The following is an 18225-nucleotide window of genomic DNA, read 5'->3' on the forward strand; positions in this document are numbered from 1 at the left end:
ATTGCCTACTACCAGCGTGTTGAACGTTACGGTTACGGATCGTCCTTCTGATCGCTGTTGTCTCCAAATTTTCTAGATGCAATATTAGAAAGGTTAAAATTTGGAGACAAAGGCGAGCGCTTCGCTTCTTCAGGATCGATTCCGTCCCCTCCACTACGCCGGTGGTGAAACAAACATTATGATAATGCACCTCATATAAATGTGGTTTTCATTTAATTTGTATGAAAAGCATATTTTCAGTTAATACTACTTATATCCTTCATGACTGCAGTAGTGAAGGTTGAGATAAGGGGTCTCTCTTCGCGATGACGAATGTCTTTCGCAGGGGAGGCCTCTTTTGACGTCAAACGTCATCCATCATTATACTGTTTTCAACGCCAAAAAGAAAACTCCTGCCTACGCAGGAGTTTTCGCATATATCGTTCATCTACGGAGCGAACACCAAATCATATACATGTTCCCATGTACTCCACTGCAATACGGAACCGATATCCTGTTTGCCCAGTACCACGTAGCCAGCCACCAATCCGCCAGCGAGGGCAAGAACAAGCAGGACCGGAACCAAAAACCATCTTGCGATGCGCCATCCACTCTTCTTCTTCTTGACTTTCGTCTTATCCGGCTTGCTGTTCTGCTGCTGTGTATCTGTCATCACATTCACCTTTTATGCTCTCATATTGTTGGCAAGACCCGACATGGAATCACTGGATGTCAGTGCACGTGCCGCCAGTTGGTAAGTCCGCTGTCCTTGCATCAGCAAAGCCATCTCTTGTGTCAAATCCACGTTGGATTGTTCAATGTAGCCTGCACGGATCATGGCTGTCGCTTCACGTGTAGCTGCATTGGCTCCAAATACATCATCCTCAGTCAGACCCGCATCCAGACCAAACAGGTTATCCGCATACTGCACAAGCCCTTCCGGGCGCTCGATATCAACGAGTTGCAGTTGGGCTCCAATCGTTGCATTGGCTTCATTGCCACGACGGATCAACAGATTGCCTTTTTCATCAAATGCAACCTTGCTGTTATTCGGTGCCGTAATGCGATTACCTTGACGATCCAATGCAAAGTGGCCTTCGCCATTGACCAACACCATCATATCTGGCGCATTGGGATTCGTTTTGGGTCTAGTATCAGGGACAAAATGGAATGCACCCTGACGCGTCCACATTTTCTCACCATTTGCTTCAACGGCAAACATCGCATTGCCTTCAATCGCCAGATCGGTAGGATTGCCTGTCTCATTGAGTGTACCTTGAGTCATATCCTTTGTCACATCAGCCAAACGTACGCCAAACCCGAGGTTGTATCCCATCGGGGTCGAGCGTCCATCCAGCTTGTACTTGTCCGGTTGCTGCTGCACACGTGTCAGTACATCTTCAAAGGCTGCTTGCTTACTCTTATAGCCTGCCGTATTTACGTTGGCAATATTATCGGAAATGACATCCAGACGCTGCTGTATTCCGGTCATGGAGACCATTGCACTAATCATGGAATTATTCATTCGGTGGTTACCCTCCCTGGTTCTACCCTCCCAAACCCTCCCTGGTAGGGAGGGCCCCAGATGGCGCTGCCCTCTGGACTCCCGAAACAGGCGGAGTGGGTGCGTGGGGTACAATCTTGCTAAGTGACGATGGTGTGTGTGCGCCGCGACTGCCCAACTGATATTTACGCCATAGTTTCACATGGCTAAATATCAGCTGGGCACGCTCTTTGTGCGGCGGGTAGCTCCGCGTGGTCTCTCCTTGCTTTGCTCCGCAAAGGGCTGTCGAGACCATCGCTGCGCTTAGGATAATGCTGCGCAATCCTCGCACAGGCTCAGTTGCGTTTAGACCTTTGCGCTCCGCGTGGTCTCTCCTTGCTTTGCTCCGCAAAGGACTGTCGAGACCATCGCTGCGCTTAGGATAATGCTGCGCAATCCTCGCATAGGCTCGGCTGCGTTTAGACTTTGCGCTTCGCGTGGTCTCTCCCTGCTTTGCTCTGCAAAGGGCTGTCGAGACCATCGCTGCGCTCGGGATACTGCTGTGCAATCCTCGCATAGGCTCGGCTGCGTTTAGACTTTGCGCTCCGCGTGGTCTCTCCTTGCTTTGCTCTGCAAAGGGCTGTCGAGACCATCGCTGCGTTTAGGCTTGCGCTTCGCGTGAGCCTCTCTGCTTTGCTTCGCAAAGGGCGTTTGGCTCTCCGCTACGCGGCTATATTATACGTTGGCGTTATACACGCCCAACTTCATTGACGGCTTTATCCAGACTACGGTCGTAGAATTGTACGACTTTCTGGTTCGCTTCATATGCACGGAATGCTGCGTTCATATCTACAGTTGCCTGTGATGCATCTACATTCGAACCTTCCAGGTAGCCCTGACGAATCTGCACATTATCACCGGCAGCCATCATCCGTGCCGTTGCTCCATTCTGATCACTCAGGCTGAAATTACCATCGCCTTGACGTACCAGTTGGTTGGGTTGGTCGATGACGCTGATTCCCAATGTAACACCTGTGGGTGCACCCGTGTCTGCATTAACAAGACGACCTTGCTCATCCACTTTAAATTGGTCTACCGAGCCTGTCAACACAACAGGTTGTCCATTATTATCCAGAACTTGAGAACCTGTTGAGCTGAGCAGCTGTCCAGTTCCTGTAACCTCGAAGTGACCATCACGTGTATATCTTGTGTTGCCTTCTGCATCCTGTACTGTAAAATACGCCTGAGGTTGGTACGTTACCGTGCCATCAGCTCGTACAAATTTGCCTGAACCGTCAAACGGGACAGGTTGTCCTGTCTGTGGATCATTCACGGCCAGATTGGACGAAATGGCAAAATCACTCTTTTGCCCACTTTCCATAATGGCTCCCTGCAAATTCATGGACAAACTTTCTTCCGCGAACACCCCCGTGTTCAGCTTGCCCAGCCGCTTTGTCGGAAGATTGGCATCTCCGCCTACCAAAGTAATGAGCATTTCCGGGAAAGAACGGCTTACGCTGTTCACTTGTTTATATCCCGTTGTGTTCATATTTACGATATTCTGCGTTGCGGTGTCATGGCGGCGTTGTTGCGTAATCATTCCCGCGGTAGCGGTGTACAGACCTCTTAACATGTATTAACCCCTCTCCTCAAGCGCTTGTCCTTCATTATAGGATGGCTGCTTGTCCGTTCTGCTTCCCGAGCTTGGGCGAACCTTTGCTTTTTATATCGGCAGATTAGAACTTTTTCTTAACCACTTGATCCAAATTATTCAGCATAATGCCAGTACCCTTCACGACACAATGCATCGGATCCTCTGCAACCCATACCGGTACATGCAATTCATTGGACAACAGTTCGTCCAGTCCGTTCAGCAAAGCGCCTCCACCTGTCAACACGACACCTCGGTCAATAATGTCTGCCGCTAATTCTGGTGGCGTCCGCTCCAATACTGACTTGGCTGCCACGATAATAGATTGCACGGAATCCCATAGCGCCTCTTGCACTTCATTTCCCGACACCGTTACGGTAACAGGCAAACCGGATACCATATCCCGTCCGCGAATGTCCATCTCCGTTTGACGACCACCCGGATGCACGGAACCAATCGCAATCTTGAGATCTTCGGCTGTACGTTCACCGATCATGAGCTTGTATTTAGCTTTAATAAACTTGGTAATCGCTTCGTCGAACTTGTCCCCTGCGACTTTAATAGAAGAGGCGGTGACTACGTCGCCCATAGACAGGACTGCAACGTCAGTCGTTCCGCCGCCGATATCCACGACCATATTGCCGCTCGGCTGAAAAATATCCATTCCCGCACCGATCGCTGCCGCTTTCGGCTCTTCTTCCAGAAATACTTCTTTGGCACCGCTGCGCTCAGCAGCTTCACGGATAGCCTTCTGCTCCACGGAAGTAATGTTGGTTGGTGCACAGATCAGAATACGCGGGTGGCTGTACCAGCTTCTTGCTCCCACACGATTAATGAAATGTCTAAGCATTGCTTCCGTAATCTCGAAGTCCGCAATAACACCGTCACGCAGCGGTCTAATGGCAACAATGTTACCTGGAGTACGCCCCACCATACGACGCGCTTCTTCCCCAACAGCAAGGACCCGCTTCGTATCGCTTTCAATGGTCACGACGGAAGGTTCATCGAGGACAACCCCACTTCCTTTCACGTGAATAAGCACGTTCGCCGTGCCAAGATCAATACCGATATCCTTGCTAAACATAAAAGAGCCCCCAAAGTGATATTATTTGGTCAGCGTATCCTGTGAAAAAGAGTCCCTTATCACGTCACCGCTCGTTCGACAAAGTGCAACATATATATGTAAAAATCGGGCTGATAAGATGTCATAATTCGATCCTGTACCAGCTTTTAACATATCATACTTCAGGGGAGGGATTCAATGCATGTGTGAGCTTTTTGGCCTACGTCTTTCCGCAGGTCCCTACGATTTAGCGGAAGCCAACACCTCGCGTTTTTTACCGCTTGTTTTTTTGTATTTAATTTTGGTCGCTTCACCGCCCCGCAAATGACGGATGGACTTATGATACTCCAGAATGTGTTTCACCTGGTCAGCAAGATCAGGGTTAATTTCCGGCAGACGCTCCGTCAGATCCTTATGCACAGTACTCTTTGACACGCCGAATTCCTTGGCTATGGTACGGACCGTATTCCTCGTCTCAACAATGCAGCGACCAATTTTTATGGTCCGTTCCTTGATGTAATCGTGCACGCTCCCGCCTCCCTACTGTGTGGATAGTTTGGTACATTATATGAGGAGCATGCCTATATATTCGCGGTTTAAAGGTGTGACAAGCTTCGAAGGTCCCATTATTTTCTGAAAAGCACAAAAAGAGCAGAGGAGAATTCCCTCTGCCCATCATGTCGCTGCGGTAAAAATCATTTATTTTTCCGGAAGATATCCTTGCGGGTTAACCGGTTGTCCGTCTTCGTAAACTTCAAAGTGAAGGTGGTTGCCCAGCGTTTTTTCCAGTTCATTAACGCCAGCCGATGCAATTGCATCTCCTTGCTTCACTTCATCATCCTGTTTCACTTTGACGTCAGCCAGGCTTTGGTATACGGTTTTGAGGTTATCACTGTGCGTGATTTCCACAACTTGACCTGTCAGCGGGTTTTGTTCAACCCGGGTAACTTTTCCGCCGAGTGCCGCTTTAACCTCGAACGTTTTGTTATCCCCACGTGCCAGATCTACACCCGTGTTCGGAATAAATGTGTCATTGTACTGCACCATCGCTGCTTCATGTTCCTCACTTGAAGCTTCGTTGTCATAGAAAGGTTTTACTACCGAAATTTCGGACGGAACCGCTACTGGCCATACAAAATTCTCCGACTTTGCAACAACTTCCACACTTTCCTGTTCTCCGTTAACCGCTGTTCCTTCTGTACCCGCCGATGCGCCTGTTTCTACTACCCCGCTAGCAGGGTCCGAGTTCAGCGTTTTGTCGCCTGTGCCCTGATAGACCCACACTAAGGTTAGTATAATGCCTGCTGCTGCGATGTAGGCTGCTGGGAAGACCCAACGTTTGGACATTGCTCTTTTCCATGAAGAGGGCTGGCTAGCCGGTACTCCTTGAGTTGTTTTAGGAGTTTCTTCTTGGCCTGTTTTTTTGTTTTGTTCATTCATCTTAATCACCTCAGTAACAAGTGTTACCGGGTGCAACTCTTTTATACACGCGCGACTCTAATTATTTTCACGGAACTTTCAAAGAGTGCTATATAAGTTAGGAGATGCGCTCAGTTTGTGCGCCGCTTCGGGGCCAGAAAACCTTTCGACCGGCTGTTACTCCCAGATTTCTTCTATCACCTTCTTCAAAGGTGAAATCCGGGAGTAAAGGCGGACACTTCGTTTCTACAGGCCTTTTCTGTCCCCTTCGCTATCCATACGTTCGACACTCTCCGCATATATAGCCAAGTTTTGAAAGCTCCGGAAGGGGTGGTGGTAATAGGGCTGATTGGCTGTTATTTGGCCAATCATATAGGAGAGCTTGTGATATAAGACATTCTAGTATAGTTCAGCTTCATAGGTGTAGAGCAAGTGGGAGCTTTGGTTGCAAGTTTATTTCATCATTATATCCAACCCCAATAGCAGTCATGTGGGTTGGGCTTGATGGAATTTAAAATTGGTAGTTTAAAAGCAATATCGAATATGGAACCTTTAACGAGAGGCTAGCATCTTGGATGCCTGTCCGAAGGAGATGCCGGTGTAGTAGTGTTTGAGAATCTGGGTTGCGGTGTGACCCTCCTGTGCCATGCCGTTGGCTCCCCATTGGCTCATGCCGACTCCATGACCGTATCCATACGTTGTAATTTGAACCTCGTCTCCATCGGTCTTCCAGCTGAACTGGCTGGATCGAAGCCCAAGCAGCTTTCGAACTTCCGGCCCGCTAAACGTTTTACCTGCAATCTGCATCTCCTTGATGCGATGGCCTTGCGTTGTAGACAATACTTCCATCCAGCCACCGCTCTGCTGCGTGCTCACAGGTATGGCATTCGCACCCAGATTCAACTTTTGGAGAATCTCATTGCGCTTCATGGTGATGGTTTCTTCAAAGCCGGGAGCCAGTTTTTTATCCCACGGACTCGATACACTTTGCAAATAAGGTACAGGGTTCCCCCAGACATCCTCTGCATTCTCCGTATACCCGTTGCTTGTGGAGAAAAAGGATGCTGTAATTGCCTTGCCTTGATATGTCATGACGGAATCTTTGCTTTCGCGGACAGCCTGCTGCAGCTTCTCCCATTCCTTCGCTTTCCCCAGACGTGTCCAGTCTGCTTTTACTTGTTCTGGTGGTATAAACACTTGATGACTCACAGTATCCGTTACATCCGCTTCTCCTGAAGGTACACCGCTTGTATCGTTGGCTGCCAGCCTTCTCACAATAAATGTCCTTGCAGCAATGGCCTGTGCCTTCAGAGCTTCCAATCTGAACTCAGCTGGCATCTCGGCAGCGACTACTCCGGTAACATAATCTTCAAGCGGAAGATTCATCGTTGTCCCGGTTGCGGACAGGTATACCCTTACTTGGGGTTCAGGGTAGGTAACGGGTACAGCTGGAGAAGGTGCTGGAGTCGTTACACTGCCTGTACCTGGTGGGATAGGGATCGGTTTAACAGGATCATCCGTCCGCGGCCAGACTAGAATGGCCGGGATCAACAGCGCAAGCGCCAGTACTGCCGATACAGCCGCCGCTGGTTGCCAGCGAGGATTGTTCTTACCCCATTTGCGGCCTCGGCCGAACGTACGCATTCGGCGGCGCTTCACACGGCGAAACTGGTCTAATTCAATGACAGGTAGGTGTATACGTGCCGCAGTGTGATGAGCTGACTCCTGTTTGGTGGCAGCCCCTCTAGGAGATGTTGTTATGGGCTCATCTGGAACAGTTCTGATGTTCGTTGAAGCAAGCTTGTCTTTTTCCACACCGAAACCAGCAATCTCTTCTGGCTCCTTCACTAGTGGACGAGGGACAAGAGGTACCTTAACCTGCACACGGGCTTCTTTCATTTTGATATAACCCTCCGTTGTCCATGGCCGGTCAAGCGCCGGTCCTTTTGTTCAAATCCATAGTTTAGGGTATGAGCTGCGTGGATCTGATAGAACCTGATTTAAGAGAAACGAAGGCATTCCATATGTGGCGATTTCTAACTTACTTCTGCTATGTATTATTGAAAAACGCTGATCTGTCGCGGAATCCGGTTCCATAAGGTACCATCCATTCCTCAAAAAGCATGCTCTTTCATTTGTTCAGAATTGGTACAGAATACGATGTTATGCTATATAAGTTAAGACCAGCTATTAATAGAATCAGGTACTGATTCAGTTGATTGTTGAACACAAAAAAAGCTAAGCCAGATGGCTTAGCTTTTGATCAGAACTTACATGACAGTATGCATGCTCTCGTCTACGCAACTTACAATGATGTATGATTCATACTAGAGAGCAACGTCTATTGTCTAATTCGATGTTATGCCCAGGTCGGTTGTACTTTGAACAGCGGTACTTCTTCCCCGACTTTTTCATTCGATGCTTTAACTGCATCCAGCTTAGGCTCTTCAACCGAAATACGATAAATATCGGCTCCAAGTCCGTTAAGCTTCTCAGCGAGATGTACGTAGCCACGGTCGATGTGATGAACACCGCCCACTTCCGTTGTACCTTCAGCAACAAGACCCGCGATAATAAGTGCGGCACCCGCACGCAAATCGGTAGCTGTTACTTTGGCACCCTTCAGCTTGGCATTGCCCGTGATGATGGACGAACGTCCTTCAACTTTGATCTCCGCATTCATTAATTGGAATTCATCCACATGCATGAAGCGATTTTCAAAAACAGTCTCTGTTACAACAGAGGTTCCTTCAGACGCAAGCAAAAGCGCCATCATTTGGGATTGCATATCGGTAGGGAAACCTGGGTATGGTAATGTTTTCACATCCACAGCCTTGAGCGGACGATCTGCAATGACACGAACGCCATTCTCGTCAGGATGAATGGTTACACCCATCTCTTCCAGCTTCGCAATAACAGAACCCAAGTGGTCTGAAATCGCTCCTTCGATATACACATCACCACCGGAAATTGCAGCAGCAGCCATATAGGTACCTGCTTCAACCCGGTCAGGAATGACGGTATGCTTCACGCCAGACAGTTTCTCCACACCTTCGATGCGGATGACTCCTGTTCCGGCACCTCGTACTTTGGCACCCATTCCATTCAGGAAGTTGGCAAGATCCACGATTTCTGGTTCTTTTGCCGCGTTCTCCAGAACAGTTACACCTTCAGCCAATGTTGCAGCCATCATAATATTTTGAGTGGCACCTACGGAAGCCACATCCAGATAAATTTTTGCGCCACGCAACCGTCCCTGGCTGCGAGCTTCTATATAGCCTTGGCCCAAACTGATCTCAGCGCCCATGGCTTCAAAACCTTTCAAATGCTGATCAATAGGTCGTGTACCGATGGCACATCCACCAGGAAGCGAAATTCTTGTATGACCCATACGCGTCAACAATGGCCCCATGACCAGAAATGACGCCCGCATTTTACTTACCCATTCATACGGTGCCTCACAGGAAGTAAGTTTCTCCGCATTTACGGTAATCACTTCGTCCCGGTATGTAACACCCGCTCCTAGCGATTCCAACACCTTGTTAATCGTCATCACATCGTCTAGAGGAGGAGCGTCAATAATAACGCTTTGTCCTTCTTCCCCTAAGAGAGAGGCAGCGATGATCGGAAGAACAGAATTTTTAGCGCCGCTAACTTTGACACTTCCGGTCAACCTTTTGCCACCGCGGACGATAAATTTGCTCATCATGGTTCCCTCCGCGCTTTTATTCCCTTTTCTTCATTCCGGAATACGTGAGCCCTTCTGTAATAGAAAAGACTGTTGCTGTGTGTGGAATTTCGACATAGCCTGGCAAATAATGCCCTTGATGTCTATTCAGAAAAGAATTGGTTTATAATCCATATCGATGATACCACGTGCGTTGCATGATGCCCTCCGACTTGTAAATGAAATGCCTTACAGGCCAGCAAGCATCTGAACAGACAGAATGGGATGATTATTAGCCGGATTCAACCGGATATCCCGTTTATAACCACAAAATAAGTGAACAATTGTGAATTCCCTAACTTCCATCATAACATTGTTGAATTGTACGATACAAGCATTTTTACATAAAACATCTCAAATTCATCCAATTCCATGTCACACTTTTTTCTTAATTCATTTGCCGACAACTCATACTCTAATTGTTAACACAATTAATCGATGTTATTCGACATTGAACTGCTTGAAGAACCTAACAGATGATTAACCAACCATCTCAACATTAAAACAAATGGCGCAACATTTGTGTCCATGACATATAGTCAATGACAAAGCCTGAAACAGCATGCCCAAGTATAATGGCCAACAGTAAATGTAACAGTCTTCCCTGTGCTCCTCGTGGCTGCCTAATGATTAAATCCAGCTTGAGATTCTGTAAAGCCCACCACGACAACGCTATACATAAAAGAGAGACGATAATTGAGACTAAGCCATTCGTACTTAATGTCTGGTTCAACTGATTCGTCAGGTCAGTATCCATATATTCATTACCTCCACATTTGTTGCAGCGATCAGCATAATTATGCCTGGCATCCATACCTTGTTAGAACAATGGAATGACTTAAACACAACACACTGAGCCTACTGACAGACCTACTCCTGCTATGCAGGAATCTGGATGCCCAATCACGGAGCAGCAACAATCTGGCTGTGAATGACAAATGGAATTCATCAACGCAGCTTCCTGCATCTGCTGACTCTATGGAATATAGGCTCTTTCATCATACATTGTCAATTACATTGATTTCCACTTCGATAATATTTTAAATTCAAAATGCCGGGATTTTGTGACTAAAACGACATAAAAGAGCGCTATTTCGATATCGATCCTGTCATTTCCTCGGAAATAATTTGGAATTCCGTCGTAAAAAATGGTTCCAACAGTGATCATTAACGTCAAGACTTTAGTCCTACATTCTATTCAACTGCCCATAAACGGTGAATACAATTAACTTTATTTACCGTTAAATCAAGTGCTTCAACCGAAGATGTTCTCCATATATTTTACTGTAACTGGAAAAAACAACACTCCAAAAACTCAAAAAAGCCCGGCAGACTAAGCCGCCAGGCTCCAATGAATAGTTTATTTGCCGTATACGTTGATCCGGTTAACCGCTTTTTGCAGAGCAATCTCTGCCCGGCGGTGATCAAAATGGTCCTGATTGCTTTGGCTGCTGAGGCGGCGTTCTGCCCGCTCTTTCGCCGCACGCGCACGGTCCACATCGATATTTTCCGGGAATTCGGCACTTTCTGCGAGCACAACAACCTTATCTTTACGGACTTCGATAAACCCGCCACCAATAGCGACGCGTTTGTTTTCTTTTCCGTTTTTGATATAGATCGGTGCGATCTGTAAAGGTGTAACCATAGGGATATGACCTGGCAGAATGCCCAGCTCCCCTTCAATACCACGAGCGGTGATACTATCCACTTGTTCTGAATATACCAGACGCTCAGGTGTTACGATTTCCAACAAAAAGGTGCTCAATTCCATCCCTCCTGAAACTATCCGAAGGATAGCTCGCTTCATAAGGACAATCCTGGATTCAGATTATACCAGTGTTTTGGCTTTCTCCACTGCCTCTTCAATTGTACCCACGAAGAGGAAAGCTGCTTCCGGAAGATCGTCGTGCTTGCCTTCGAGAATTTCTTTAAAGCTGCGCACCGTTTCTTTAACCGGAACGTATTTACCCGGAATACCGTTAAATGCTTCAGCAACGTGGAAAGGCTGGGACAAGAAACGTTGAATCTTACGAGCACGGTAAACGAGTGCTCTGTCTTCCTCACTCAACTCATCCATACCCAGAATCGCAATAATATCCTGCAATTCATTGTAACGCGCCAAGATGCGTTTAACGCCTTGAGCTACGTTGTAATGCTCTTCGCCTACAACTTCAGGGGACAAGATCCGGGAGCTGGATGCCAACGGATCTACCGCAGGGTAGATACCCATCTCTGAAATTTTACGCTCCAGGTTCGTCGTTGCATCCAAGTGGGCAAACGTCGTTGCTGGAGCCGGGTCAGTATAGTCATCCGCAGGCACGTAGATAGCCTGGATGGATGTTACCGAACCTTTTTTGGTCGAAGTGATACGTTCTTGCAGTTGACCCATTTCCGTTGCCAGCGTTGGTTGGTAACCTACCGCGGAAGGCATACGTCCGAGCAAGGCAGATACTTCTGAACCTGCTTGGGTGAAACGGAAGATGTTATCGATAAAGAGCAACACGTCACGGCCTTCTTCATCACGGAAGTATTCCGCCATGGTCAGACCTGTGAGGGCTACACGAAGACGTGCGCCTGGAGGCTCGTTCATTTGTCCGAAGACCATTGCTGTTTTGTTGATAACGCCTGAATCACTCATCTCGTGATACAAGTCATTACCTTCACGTGTACGCTCACCAACACCTGCGAATACGGAGATACCACCGTGTTCTTGTGCGATGTTGTTGATCAATTCCTGAATCGTTACGGTTTTACCTACACCGGCACCACCGAAGAGACCGATTTTACCACCTTTGGCGTAAGGAGCCAACAAGTCGATAACTTTGATTCCTGTCTCCAGCATTTCAGCCTGGGTAGTCAGTTCATCAAATGCAGGAGCCGAGCGGTGAATCGGATTTTTATGTGCAGCAGCTACAGTGCCGCCAGTATCAATAGCTTCGCCGAGTACGTTAAATACACGACCCAGTGTCGCTTCCCCAACAGGTACAGAGATTGGAGCTCCTGTATCTACGGCTTCCATACCACGAACGAGACCGTCCGTGGAGGACATCGCGATACAACGTACCCGGTTGTCACCCAGATGTTTCGAAGCTTCGAGTGTCAGATTCACACTTACGCCGCTTTCGCTTACTGTAGTGATCGTAATGGCATTGAGGATTTCCGGCAGACCGCCGCGATCAAACTCGACGTCAACAACCGGACCCATGATGCTCACAACGCGTCCTTTGTTCATCTTAACGTTCCCCTCCTACAAGCCTGCTAGTTTTGCAGAAATAAAGTTCCGTTCTCTGTTATCTCTGCACTGCAAGCCTTCATTAATAAAAAACGGTTAGCCTTGTGCTGCGTTGGCACCTGCCACAATTTCCGTAATCTCCTGCGTAATCGCCGCTTGACGAGCACGGTTATAGGTCAATGACAAGTCGTTGATGAGTTTCGATGCATTTTTGGTTGCATTACCCATCGCAGTCATTTTGGCACCCAACTCACTCGCCTTACCATTCAGAAGTGCACCGTAGATCAGCGTTTCCGCATAACGCGGAAGCAGAACTTCCAGTACAGCTTCAGCTGAAGGCTCGTATTCGTAGCTTGCCGTCGGTCCTTCCGCAGCAGTTACCTCAGGTGTTTCCATCGGAAGAAGTTTTTCTACCGTAGGAATCTGGGTCAACGCATTCACAAAGCGGTTATAACAAATGTACAATTCATCAAATTTAGCCAGCTCAAATCCTTGAACAGCTTCGTGTGCAATAGATTTGATATCTGCAAATGCTGGTGAATCGGATAGATCCGTTGTAGTGGATGCGATCGCAATTTCGCGCCGTCTGAAATAATCGCGTCCTTTACGCCCAATGACGAACAATTCGTAGTCATCCTGAGAGTTGTGTTTTTCTTTGAGTGTCAGATTGACCTGACGCAAAATATTTGCATTGTAACCACCCGCAAGACCACGATCCGATGTAATGATTAGATAAGCTGTCTTTTTGACCGGACGACTCTCCAGCATCGGATGTTGAATTCCCTGCGTGCTTGATGCAATACTAGCCACAACTTCTTTCAGTTTCTCCGAATAAGGACGAGCTGCTTCCGCTTTTTCCTGCGCTTTACGCAGTTTTGCAGCAGCAACCATCTCCATTGCTTTGGTGATCTGCTTGGTGCTTTGTACGCTTTTAATTTGCCGCTTTATTTCGCGCATGCCTTTTGCCATGATTTCACCACCTTCAAGTTTTGACGTAGTCAAAACTACTTCGTAAGCTCAAACTTAAACTTTGGCAGAGCCAAAGTTACTTCGTAAGCATTCAATAGTTTTGACCAAGTCAAAACTACTTCGTAAGCATAATCTTACCTTTGGCGGAGCCAAAGTTATACATGCAGACATGCGGAATCGGTTAAACAACTCCGCAACTGCATATCATCTATTTAGACGGAGACAGAAAAGCTCTTTCTGAACTTCTCGATAGCGCCCTTCAGAGCATTCTCATTGTCTGCAGTCAATTCTTTAGTATCACGGATGGATTGAAGAATCTCAGGATGGCTGCTCTCCATGAACGCGAGGAATTCTTGTTCAAAACGAGTCACATCACCTGTAGGAATTTCATCCAGGAATCCTTTAACCGCTGTGTACAAGCTGACTACCTGTTGTTCTACAGGCAAAGGCTGGTTCACACCCTGTTTCAGGATTTCCATCATGCGAGCACCACGATTCAGGCGGGCCTGAGTCGCTTTATCCAGATCGGAACCGAACTGGGAGAACGCTTGAAGCTCACGATATTGAGCGAGGTCGAGACGCAGGGAACCTGCAACCTTTTTCATCGCTTTGATCTGAGCAGAACCACCAACACGGGATACGGAGATACCTACGTTGATCGCCGGGCGTTGTCCAGCATTGAACAAGTCAGCTTCCAAGAAGATTTGTCCGTCCGTAATGGAGATTACGTTCGTCGGAATGTAAGCAGATACGTCGGAAGCTTGTGTTTCAATGAACGGCAGTGCGGTTAAAGAACCACCACCAAGCTCATCATTCAGCTTCGCAGCACGCTCCAGCAAACGGGAGTGCAAGTAGAAGACATCACCCGGATAAGCCTCACGACCCGGTGGACGGCGAAGAAGCAAGGAGAGTTCACGATATGCGGAAGCTTGTTTGGTCAAATCATCGTAGATAACCAACACGTGCTCACCTTTGTACATAAAGTACTCACCCATCGAACAACCGGAATACGGTGCGATGTACAACAATGGTGATGGATCAGATGCTGCTGCAGTTACAACAATCGTGTACTCCATTGCGCCTTTACGACGAAGAGTTTCTACGACTTGTGCAACTGTAGATTGTTTTTGACCGATAGCAACGTAGATACATTTCATGCCGCTACCTTTTTGGTTCAGGATCGCATCAATTGCGATTGATGTTTTACCTGTTTGACGGTCACCGATGATCAACTCACGTTGTCCGCGACCGATTGGAACCATTGCATCAATGGCTTTGATCCCTGTTTGCATCGGCTCATGAACTGATTTACGATCCATTACGCCTGGTGCTTTACCTTCAACCGGACGGAATTCCGTTGTAGCGATTGGCCCTTTGCCATCCACTGGAATACCGAGCGGGTTAACAACGCGTCCAATCAATGCTTCGCCAACAGGCACTTGCATGATTTGACCGGTACGTTTTACTTGGTCGCCTTCACGAATATCATAGTAAGGTCCCAGGATAACGACACCAACGTTGCTCTCTTCCACGTTCATGGCGAGTCCCATAACACCGCTTGGGAATTCAACCAACTCGTTGGACATTACGTTCTCAAGTCCGTATACACGAGCAATACCATCACCGACCTCAATAACTGTCCCGACTTCGACTACATCGATATCGGTTTTGTATTGTTCGATCTGGCTCTTAATTAATGTACTGATTTCTTCTGGTTTGATACTCAAGTGTCCTCACCCCAATCTACTGTACTCGTCTGTTAAAAGACTGCTCAAGACGTTCGAGCTTGCCAGCCAAGCTGCCGTCATAGATCGTATCGCCAATGGCGACTTTCAATCCGCCCAGCAGAGTCGGATCAACAAAATTCTCGATACGAATCTTTTTATTCACACGGCCACCGAATTCACGGGCAACCGCTTCTTTTTCTTCATCATTCAATGCATAAGTCGAGTAGACGCGCGCATCAGCTATGCCGAGCGACTCGCCTTGGATCTTCAGATAATCATTCAGCAAAGCTTGCAGCAATTCAACGCGTCCGCGCTCAATCAACAGCAGAACCGTGCGAAGGACAGGCTCGGACACCTTTCCATCAAGGCTTGAATGAAGGACATTCTGCTTTGCTTCGTCCGAGATGTTAGGAGATACGATGAATTTTTCGATATCAGCATCCCCGGTCAATGCACTGACAACCACACGCAGTTCCTGTTCAACTTCAAGTACCTGCTGCTGTTGAAGAGCAACTTCGAACAATGCTTTCGCATAACGCTTGGCAACTATCGTATCGCGGCTCATTGTCGGCCTCCTACCTCATTGAGGTATTGGTTCACAAGTTCCTCTTGTGCAGGACCGTTCTCAACTTCTTTTTTGATCAATTTGGAAGCGATTTGAACGGAAGCTGTACCCAGTTCGCTGCGAAGCGCTGCGACCGCTTTGTTCTTCTCACTCTCAATCTCACGTACAGCATCGTCTTTGAGACGATTAGCTTCTGCTTTCGCATCAGCCAAGATCGATTCGGCTTGTTTACCGCCCGTTTGTTTGGACTGTTCAATGATGTCGTAAGCATCTTTGCGCGCTTGCTCCAGAGCTTGTTTTTGTTCCTCCACATAGGCAATGGCCTGTTCCCGAGTCTGAGCAGCCTCATTCATCTGCGTCATCACGAGTTCACGACGTTTTTCCATTATGGAGAACAAAGGCCCAAAAGCATAACGGCTAAGCAGCCAATATAAAATTGCAAATGCAATAATCGCAAGAAGCGTATTTTCCCATACGAAACTCAATCTGTTCACTCCTTCCTGGAGGTATCCTTGAAACGTCATCCGTTAGAACGGACATTACCTAAAAAGAAGGCGCGGATGGCTATGGCCTTCCCCGCCAAACCTGTATCGATTTAATTAAGCCATACCGTAGAACATGAACGCCAGTACCACACCGATGATCGGCAATACTTCGATCAGACCTACACCGATAAACATTGTTGTTTGAAGAGTGGATTTCGCTTCCGGTTGACGAGCGATACCTTCCACCGTTTTGCTGATTACCATACCGTTACCAATACCTGCGCCAAATGCGCCCAGTCCTGCAACAATTGCTGCTGCGATTAATGCCATTGCTCCCATTTGTATATCCTCCTTAAAATGTTAAATCGAATTTTTTATTGTTCAGCCTGGTGAAGAAATCTTCGTAGGGCTTGAAACTTAATGTTCGTCATGCGTCTCGATGCTTTGTGAAATGTACACCATCATCAAGATTACAAAAACAAATGCCTGGATTGCGCCGATAAAGATACTAAAGCCCTGCCACACCATAAGCAACGGAATCGCTGCAATGGCGCCAAACACTTTGAACGTGGTCAGCTTCAGGATCGTTGTAATCAGTACCTCGCCCGCGAAAATATTCGCGAACAAACGCATTCCGTGTGTCAGCAGCTTGGATGCCGTCTCTATCAGGTTGATCGGCAAGAACAAGGCGAACGGTTTAAGATAATGCTGGAGATATCCTCTTGTGTTACGGAACAATCCAAGTCCATGAGATACCAGGAATGCTACGAGTGCCAGTCCCATCGTTACAGACAAGTCGGCTGTCGGTGATTTCCACCAAGCCAGTTCAACGTGTGGATGTGCTTCAGGGTCCTTGGCATGCGCTTCGTTAAACGCATCAACAGCAGTGACAATCGGTTGATTGAATACCTGCGCCTGACTAACCTCCGTAACTTCAGTAACCGCCTGAAACGGAAGACCTAGCATATTACCTACAAAAATGAACATAATCATGGAAAGAGCGAGAGAGATAAAATGTTTCCCTTTCTTCATATCCATCGTGCTGGAAATCAGATTGCGGACGAATTCTACTGCCCACTCCATAAAATTTTGCAGCTTGCCGGGATTTTCAACGGATAATCTACGTGTTGCCAGTACAGCAAAAATGAAAACAAGTGCACCTGTAACAACCAGCATCAACAGAACCGATAGATCCAGTCGAAATCCGCCAAGCATAATAATTGGAGCTTCATGCATATTTTTCTCACCCCTTTCTCGACTTGAAAGCTGCAGCACCTAACATCATTCTGCTCTGCGGGAATAGACGATCCCTATAATCAGTAAGGAAAATTGTGCAATGACCAGACCGCCTGCAACCGCATATGTATTGAAGTACTGCGGAAAGCGCATCGATATGAAGATACCGAGCACTGCGAGTGCCGCTCTTGTCAAAAATCCCAGGTTCACACGCTTCAAGTTACCTTCTGCCGCATCATCAGACATTTTCCTTACTTTGAAGCCCAGGTAAAATGCATTGATCCAGCTAATTCCTGTACCCAGGGCCAGTCCCAAAGCAATTGTCTCCACACGTGGCATAAAGGCCGCTGCGAGAAAACAAATCATAAGAAAGTACATGATGAAAACAGTCATCATTCTGCGGTATCTGGTTAGTTCACTCATCACTTTCCCCCATGAATTTTTTCGCGATAAAGTAGATGCTTACGCCGCCTGCTGCCAAAAAAAAGAGAACGCTTACGGCGATCCATATTCCGCTACCCCCGATGGTCTTGTCCAACCAGGAGCCAACGTAATATCCGGCAACAGCGAGAATGGCAATCTCGATTCCAAAAGCTGTCACGAGCCCCATTGCTTTCCACACATTATCATCATGGTTACGGGATGAATTTGGTTTGTTCGAATCGGCCATTTTCCACGCCACCCTTGCA

19 protein-coding genes are annotated in these 18225 nt (G+C 47.4%); all 19 read right to left on the reverse strand.

Annotated elements, in window-relative coordinates; all coding sequences use genetic code 11:
- Positions 1-427: 427 nt before the first annotated feature.
- A complete protein-coding gene (locus G3352_RS16360) occupies positions 428-652 on the reverse strand; it encodes a DNA-directed RNA polymerase subunit beta (protein WP_024632706.1) in 225 nt (74 codons plus the stop codon).
- A gap of 12 nt (positions 653-664) precedes the next feature.
- Positions 665-1504, reverse strand: coding sequence for a flagellar hook-basal body protein (locus tag G3352_RS16365; RefSeq protein WP_076287600.1), 840 nt, complete (start codon positions 1502-1504; stop codon positions 665-667).
- Positions 1505-2210: 706 nt separating this feature from the next.
- The gene (locus tag G3352_RS16370) at positions 2211-3095 is read right to left on the reverse strand and encodes a flagellar hook-basal body protein (RefSeq protein ID WP_163758055.1); all 885 of its coding nucleotides are present in this window, start codon (positions 3093-3095) and stop codon (positions 2211-2213) included.
- 103 nt (positions 3096-3198) lie between these two features.
- Positions 3199-4197, reverse strand: coding sequence for a rod shape-determining protein (gene mreB, locus G3352_RS16375; protein ID WP_063567732.1), 999 nt, complete (start codon positions 4195-4197; stop codon positions 3199-3201).
- A 219-nt stretch (positions 4198-4416) separates the two neighbouring features.
- Positions 4417-4704, reverse strand: coding sequence for a sporulation transcriptional regulator SpoIIID (gene spoIIID / locus G3352_RS16380; protein WP_024632710.1), 288 nt, complete (start codon positions 4702-4704; stop codon positions 4417-4419).
- 171 nt (positions 4705-4875) lie between these two features.
- Positions 4876-5616: a M23 family metallopeptidase gene (locus G3352_RS16385; RefSeq protein WP_163758058.1), complete on the reverse strand. Its 741-nt coding sequence runs from the start codon at positions 5614-5616 to the stop codon at positions 4876-4878.
- Between the two features lie 531 nt (positions 5617-6147).
- Positions 6148-7494 carry a stage II sporulation protein D gene (spoIID, locus tag G3352_RS16390; RefSeq protein ID WP_163758060.1) on the reverse strand — a complete coding sequence of 449 codons (1347 nt, stop codon included), beginning with the start codon at positions 7492-7494 and terminating at the stop codon, positions 6148-6150.
- A 460-nt stretch (positions 7495-7954) separates the two neighbouring features.
- Complete coding sequence (gene murA / locus G3352_RS16395) at positions 7955-9301, reverse strand: UDP-N-acetylglucosamine 1-carboxyvinyltransferase (RefSeq protein WP_083678749.1); 1347 nt, start codon at positions 9299-9301, stop codon at positions 7955-7957.
- Positions 9302-9821: 520 nt separating this feature from the next.
- The gene (locus G3352_RS16400; protein WP_163758062.1) at positions 9822-10079 is read right to left on the reverse strand and encodes a DUF1146 family protein; all 258 of its coding nucleotides are present in this window, start codon (positions 10077-10079) and stop codon (positions 9822-9824) included.
- A 603-nt stretch (positions 10080-10682) separates the two neighbouring features.
- Positions 10683-11087 carry a F0F1 ATP synthase subunit epsilon gene (locus G3352_RS16405; protein WP_113052903.1) on the reverse strand — a complete coding sequence of 135 codons (405 nt, stop codon included), beginning with the start codon at positions 11085-11087 and terminating at the stop codon, positions 10683-10685.
- Between the two features lie 63 nt (positions 11088-11150).
- A complete protein-coding gene (atpD, locus tag G3352_RS16410) occupies positions 11151-12554 on the reverse strand; it encodes a F0F1 ATP synthase subunit beta (RefSeq protein WP_024632716.1) in 1404 nt (467 codons plus the stop codon).
- Positions 12555-12650: 96 nt separating this feature from the next.
- Positions 12651-13523 (reverse strand): ATP synthase F1 subunit gamma, encoded by an 873-nt coding sequence (gene atpG / locus G3352_RS16415; protein WP_076287594.1) that lies wholly within the window; start codon positions 13521-13523, stop codon positions 12651-12653.
- A 212-nt stretch (positions 13524-13735) separates the two neighbouring features.
- Complete coding sequence (gene atpA / locus G3352_RS16420) at positions 13736-15250, reverse strand: F0F1 ATP synthase subunit alpha (RefSeq protein WP_076287593.1); 1515 nt, start codon at positions 15248-15250, stop codon at positions 13736-13738.
- Positions 15251-15266: 16 nt separating this feature from the next.
- Positions 15267-15815: a F0F1 ATP synthase subunit delta gene (locus G3352_RS16425; protein WP_163758064.1), complete on the reverse strand. Its 549-nt coding sequence runs from the start codon at positions 15813-15815 to the stop codon at positions 15267-15269.
- A complete protein-coding gene (atpF, locus tag G3352_RS16430; RefSeq protein ID WP_024632720.1) occupies positions 15812-16300 on the reverse strand; it encodes a F0F1 ATP synthase subunit B in 489 nt (162 codons plus the stop codon). The genes G3352_RS16425 and atpF overlap by 4 nt, the downstream gene beginning before the upstream one ends.
- Positions 16301-16414: 114 nt before the next feature.
- A complete protein-coding gene (gene atpE, locus G3352_RS16435; RefSeq protein WP_017691934.1) occupies positions 16415-16639 on the reverse strand; it encodes a F0F1 ATP synthase subunit C in 225 nt (74 codons plus the stop codon).
- A gap of 78 nt (positions 16640-16717) precedes the next feature.
- Positions 16718-17536, reverse strand: coding sequence for a F0F1 ATP synthase subunit A (atpB, locus tag G3352_RS16440; protein WP_076287591.1), 819 nt, complete (start codon positions 17534-17536; stop codon positions 16718-16720).
- Between the two features lie 45 nt (positions 17537-17581).
- The gene (locus G3352_RS16445; protein WP_076287590.1) at positions 17582-17959 is read right to left on the reverse strand and encodes an ATP synthase subunit I; all 378 of its coding nucleotides are present in this window, start codon (positions 17957-17959) and stop codon (positions 17582-17584) included.
- Complete coding sequence (locus tag G3352_RS16450) at positions 17952-18206, reverse strand: AtpZ/AtpI family protein (protein WP_076287589.1); 255 nt, start codon at positions 18204-18206, stop codon at positions 17952-17954. Before G3352_RS16450 ends, G3352_RS16445 begins: the two co-directional genes overlap by 8 nt.
- Between the last annotated feature and the right edge of the window lie 19 nt (positions 18207-18225).

The organism is Paenibacillus sp. ALJ109b, assembly GCF_010747435.1.
Classification (GTDB): domain Bacteria; phylum Bacillota; class Bacilli; order Paenibacillales; family Paenibacillaceae; genus Paenibacillus; species Paenibacillus taichungensis.